At 37.2% G+C, this 5307-nt stretch carries 5 protein-coding genes; 1 reads left to right on the top strand and 4 read right to left on the bottom strand.

The annotated features are described in order from the left end of the window. A partial coding sequence (locus QZV03_RS11055) for a right-handed parallel beta-helix repeat-containing protein (protein WP_296876776.1) occupies positions 1 to 2049 on the bottom strand: 2049 nt, incomplete at its 3' end. Positions 2050 to 2292: 243 nt separating this feature from the next. Between QZV03_RS11055 and budA the strand changes: the two genes are divergently transcribed. Continuing rightward, positions 2293 to 3096: an acetolactate decarboxylase gene (gene budA / locus QZV03_RS11050; protein ID WP_296876774.1), complete on the top strand. Its 804-nt coding sequence runs from the start codon at positions 2293 to 2295 to the stop codon at positions 3094 to 3096. Between the two features lie 93 nt (positions 3097 to 3189). On the opposite strand, the gene cbiD is transcribed toward budA, so the two are convergent. From cbiD to QZV03_RS11035, 3 genes are all read right to left on the bottom strand, one after another. After that, positions 3190 to 4275 carry a cobalt-precorrin-5B (C(1))-methyltransferase CbiD gene (cbiD, locus tag QZV03_RS11045; RefSeq protein ID WP_296876772.1) on the bottom strand — a complete coding sequence of 362 codons (1086 nt, stop codon included), beginning with the start codon at positions 4273 to 4275 and terminating at the stop codon, positions 3190 to 3192. A gap of 24 nt (positions 4276 to 4299) precedes the next feature. Continuing rightward, the gene (locus QZV03_RS11040) at positions 4300 to 4569 is read right to left on the bottom strand and encodes a thioredoxin family protein (protein ID WP_296876771.1); all 270 of its coding nucleotides are present in this window, start codon (positions 4567 to 4569) and stop codon (positions 4300 to 4302) included. A gap of 87 nt (positions 4570 to 4656) precedes the next feature. Then, complete coding sequence (locus tag QZV03_RS11035) at positions 4657 to 5223, bottom strand: cation diffusion facilitator family transporter (protein WP_296876769.1); 567 nt, start codon at positions 5221 to 5223, stop codon at positions 4657 to 4659. Between the last annotated feature and the right edge of the window lie 84 nt (positions 5224 to 5307).

Here is a 5307-nt window from a genome sequence, read left to right as displayed (position 1 = left end):
ACCGTAAGCGTCAAATGTATGTACTGCCCACCAGATACCGTTAGCACCATAAGTTGCATTAATCTGAGTTCCGTTTGGTAATATAAATAGTAATTTACCTGGCATAAACTCACTGTAAATATTTGATTTTGCAGTGATGTTAACAGTTCTGTTGTTAGCTGTCTGAGATGTAACATTTACACTGAATTTCATATTATTTGAGATTGTTTTTTCAGCTTCAGTATAATATGAATCTTTATCATGGCGAGCGCCGATGTAATAATTTTCACTTTCAATTTTTATCGGTAGAACAATCATACCATTCTCATCTGTGACTTTAACTTCATTTAAAACCAGAATACCATTAACAACAATGCCTACAGTGATGTTTTGACCGGATTCATTCTTGGATCTTGAAGGTTTGATTTCGGAACTACCTGTGTTGTTGATTCCCTTTGCTCCCCAATATGTCACATTGATAAAGGTAACTTCAGCATCATTTCTAGAATATATTGCATTTAAAAGGTTATTATGACCTTTGAAGATGATTGTAATGTTATTTTCATTTTTGGTTACTTGTAACTCTTCTGCATTTGCTCTATTGTTTAAGAAACGAGAATTGGAAACAGTTTTAGACGATGCACTGTAGAAGTAAATAGCAGAACCCTCAGTTGCATTATTACCTATGAAATTACATTTTGTCACAGCATTTATTGAACTATAATCAAAATAAATAGCACCACCATAAACTGCAGAGTTATCAGTAAAATTACAATTTGACACATTACCAGAAGTCATCCTAACAGCACCCCCATTCTCAGTTGCAGTGTTGTTAATAAAATTACAATTTGAAACTGTACCACCACCCATATTTATAGCACCACCAATTGGAGCAATGTTATCAGTAAAATTACAATTTGTTACAGTACTATCAACGTTAAATCGGATAGCACCTCCCCATCTAAAAGCAGTATTACTAACAAAATTACAATTTTTAACATAACCCTCTCCATTCAAATATCTTATAGCGCCACCATAATCTGCAGAGTTATCAGTAAAATTACAATTTGTCACATTACCTGAATTCTCAAAGTAAACTGCACCACCATCGCTAGTTGCAAAAACTGCACCACCCTGGCTAGTTGCAATGTTATCAGTAAAATTACAATTTGACACAGTACCAGAATATATCCAGACAGCACCACCATTTCTAGCAGAGTTGTCAGTAAAATTACAATTTATCGCCCTACCATCAGAGTTCTCATCAAAATAAATTGCACCACCATCTTTAGTTGCAAAGTTGTTAGTAAAATTACAATCTGTCACAGTGGCAGTATACTCACTCATATAGTAAATAGCACCTCCAGTAGGTGCGGAGTTACCTTCAAAATTACAATTTTCAACAGTAGTATCATACTCATTTTCACCACCTGCAAAGAAAATTGCTCCACCACCATTACCTGTTGCAGTGTTGTTCACAAAACTACATCCACGAACAAGATTAGAATTAAGATATGGAAGTATTCCATGATTATGCCAATAGATTGCGCCACCATCATCTGTTGCAGTGTTGTTCACGAAACGACAATCTAAAACACTTCCCAGGTTAGCTTCCCAGTTAATGGCACCCCCATCTTTTGATTTACCATTTAGAAATGTGATATTTTTTAGAAAAACCCAATCTGCTTGGATGTTGAATATTGTTGCTTTTCCTTTGGCGTCGATTTTATGTCCTTGTCCGTTAATAATTATTCCTTGTGCGATTGTGATTCCTTCAGCACTAAATTCGTCTTCGCATTCATAATCTCTATCAAGAGTTATTTCACCGGATGAATATCCTTGTGTAATGTTTTCCTGAAGCTCCTGGAATGTTCCCACATTTGCCTCACTGATTACTTCATCATTGCTTGCTTGTTCGACTATCTCATTTTCATTGCCTGCAGACAATTCCGTTTGAATTGTATCTTCACTAGCAATCACCGTATCGTTCACATCACTGGCACAGACGCTGGCCGCACCGAATATGAATATGGCCAGCACCAGCATGAACATTATTTTCCTGTATTTCATTTTCTCCCTGAACTCCTGAAAATTGTATGCTAAAAAATGTTTTATATCATTCAAACAATCATGAAAATACATATCCTTTGTTTAAAACTTCTAAAACATGAATAAAAATCTATCAATAAATATATTTATACATAACTATACCAGAGACATGAAGGGCAGATAAACTGATATTCAATTTCAAACATCAAAACTTATTATCAGATTCCAACATATATCTAACTAACCAAAATGGAGGAACCTTCAATGAATAAGAAAATAGCATTCGCATTAATTATAGTGGGCTTGCTTGCTGTTTCAGCAGTCAGCGCCCAGAATCCATTTTTCCTAAACGGAAATAATGATGATTCAATGTATCAGGTCTCTTTGATGCAGGCTTTCATGCATGGAGAATATGACGGAGTAATTACAGTAGGAGATTTAAAGACACACGGTAACACTGGCCTTGGAACATTCGAAGGAGTGAACGGTGAGATGATAATCCTGGACGGAGTAGTTTATCAGGCAGCCGCTGACGGAAGCATTAACGTCATGCCGGATAACGAAACCGTACCATTCGCCACAATCACCAACTTTGACGAAGATGGAAAAATAGACAACATAAGCGCCAAGGACTTTGACGATTTAACAGGTCAGTTAAACAAGGAAATCGGCAAAAACAGCACAAACAACATGTATGTAATCAAACTCAAGGGTGATTTTTCAAAAATTACAGTAAGAAGTGTTGAAAAACAGGAAAAACCATATAAGGAGTTCACAGAAGTTGCTGCGGTTGACCAGAAAGTATTCAACCACACTGACCAGACCGGAACACTTGTAGCGGTATACTTCCCGGAATACATGAATGAATTAAACATGCACGGCTGGCATCTTCATTTCCTGTCTGACGACAAGACAAAAGGAGGGCATGTTTTAAATTTCACTGATTTCAAAGGATCAGGACAGATTGATGAAATCCAGGAGTTCAACATGATACTTCCAAGTGATGACTCATTTGCAAAAATGAATTTCACAGAAGACATGACCAATAAAATAAGCAGTGTAGAATAACTCTCCATGAGTTATTCTTCTTTTTTTATCAAATTTTTTTAATTGCTGCGGAAACTTTGATATTAACTTTTTCTCAAAGTTACTGTAAAAATACTATTCCAATTCCAGATTCATATTGTCGTTTAAGTAGTTGCCTTCCATATCAACAAGGATGACATTCAAATCAAGTTCAAAACGCTGCTTACACCTTTCTTTTATAGCATCGGCAATGCTGTTTGAAACCTCAACTGAAATGTTTAGCTCTTCAAGTATATCCATCATGTCATCGGTTGTCTTGGAATCGAATAGCCTCTGAAGGTCTTTTTGACCGGCTCCGCAAAGTGCGGCATGGGCAACCATGATTTCCCGCCTGCCGTCAGCCACGGCATGTTTGGTGTTGAAAATTCCCCCGGCAACCTTAATAAGTTTGCCCATATGGCCGAAGAATGTGAATTCAGTTATTCCACGCTTTTGGGCCTCTTCAAACATGAAACCTACATAATTACCTGTTTGGATTATCTGCTGTTTGGTGATGTCCAAACGTTTAAGGGCCAGTTTCTCACCGATGTTTCCCGGAACAAAAACAAGCCTGTCCAGATTCAGAGCCAACGCAACATCAATCTGTGTGACTATGGAGTTCTTATAGGCTTCAGAGGACATTGACCTTGCAATGCCTGTTGTTCCCAAAACGGATATCCCTCCGACAATGCCCAGTTTAGGATTCATTGTCTTTTTGGCTATCTTTTCACCTTCAGGAATGGAAATGCTAACCTTTGCAACTTTTCCTTCAGGCACAATGCCTGTCAAGTTCTCAAAAATCATTCGACGGGGAACCGGATTGATTGCATACTCTCCAACGGGAATCTGAAGACCGGGTTTTGTAATTATACCGACACCCTTACCTCCGGTTATAACAACATTGGACTCCTCATCAGTTCTCTCAATTAGCTCAACTGTTGAAACGATTGCCAAATCAACAGTGACGTCAGGATCGTTGTAGGGATTTTTATGGGCTACAGCATAAGCTTTAGAGTCAGATGTTTTCTTGCATTCATCAATTATGATGTCCAAAGTCTTTTTTGGAGTTTCAACCTTAACGCAGGCAATATCTGAAAAATCCAAAATAGCTTCCAAAGCAGCAAGAGAACAGGCAGTAGCTACAGTTCCTGTTGTTACGCCAGTATAATTATCATTAGTCATTTTAAAAAGAAAAAAAGAGTGAATCTATAATAAAGATTCGAGTTGATTGATTAGTTCTTCGTCACTTGGTGCACCGACAAAGCTTACTTCACCGTCAATTACGATTGTAGGAACTGCCATGATTTGGTAGTCAATTGCTCTTTGTCTGTTTTCAGGATTATTAGGGTCGTCTATTTTAACTGATTCTACTTCAATTGCGTCGCCTAATTTATCTTTTGCTTTTTCAGCTGCGTCAATTGCTGCTGGACAATGTGGACATGTACTTGTTGAAAATACTTCTACTTTGATTGCCATTTAATATGTCTCCTTTTATTTAATTAATAATAATTCTATTATTTATTTATATATATAACTGTTTCTATAGAATGAAACAAATTTAAATCACACCGGACATGTGTGGACTATTGCAAACCATATTTCGGATTTCTCTTTCTTGATTTTTTCCTGAACCCTATCGGCGATTTTACTGGACTCTTCAAATGACAGGTTCCTGTCAAGGTCGATGTATAATGCCACAACGGAAAAATTACCCATATAATCCACTTTGATATTATGCGGATTTTGAACATTGGAAACACTGTTTGCAATGTCAATGATATTCTGAACAAATTCCTCTGACGGAATCCTTCCAAGAATGAAATTAATATTTGAAATGAAGATTTGAACTGCAATCTTAAAGATTAAAAATCCTATCAGAATTGCAACAAGAGGATCGAAAATTGGATAACCCATATTTGATGCAAAAACAGCACCCAATATTGCTATTGATGAAAAAATATCGGTCTGCTGGTGTTTACCGTCAGCAATGATTGCAGGACTGTTAATTTTCTTTCCCATGGAAATGACATACCTGCTGACTGCAAGATTGACAAAAATCCCAATTACGGCCATGATTGCAACATTATGGTCCGGAACGGAAATCGCTTCGGAGAGTTGAACTTCCGCCAACTTTTAAGAAGTTGGGGATTCTCGATTTTTTAACATACCCCTTGTTGAGTGGAATGTTAATATTTTCGAGCCGATACCCGCGCA

Origin of the sequence: uncultured Methanobrevibacter sp. (assembly GCF_902788255.1) — an archaeon.
Classification (GTDB): Archaea; Methanobacteriota; Methanobacteria; order Methanobacteriales; family Methanobacteriaceae; genus Methanocatella.
Note: the sequence above shows the minus strand (reverse complement) of the source record. Positions and strands in the feature narration are given on the sequence as shown.

Coding starts and splice junctions, on each gene's coding strand:
- QZV03_RS11040 (WP_296876771.1), bottom strand. CDS start 4,569: ATGGCAATCAAAGTAGAAGTATTTTCAACAAGTACATGTCCACATTGT.
- cbiD (WP_296876772.1), bottom strand. CDS start 4,275: ATGACTAATGATAATTATACTGGCGTAACAACAGGAACTGTAGCTACT.
- budA (WP_296876774.1), top strand. CDS start 2,293: ATGAATAAGAAAATAGCATTCGCATTAATTATAGTGGGCTTGCTTGCT.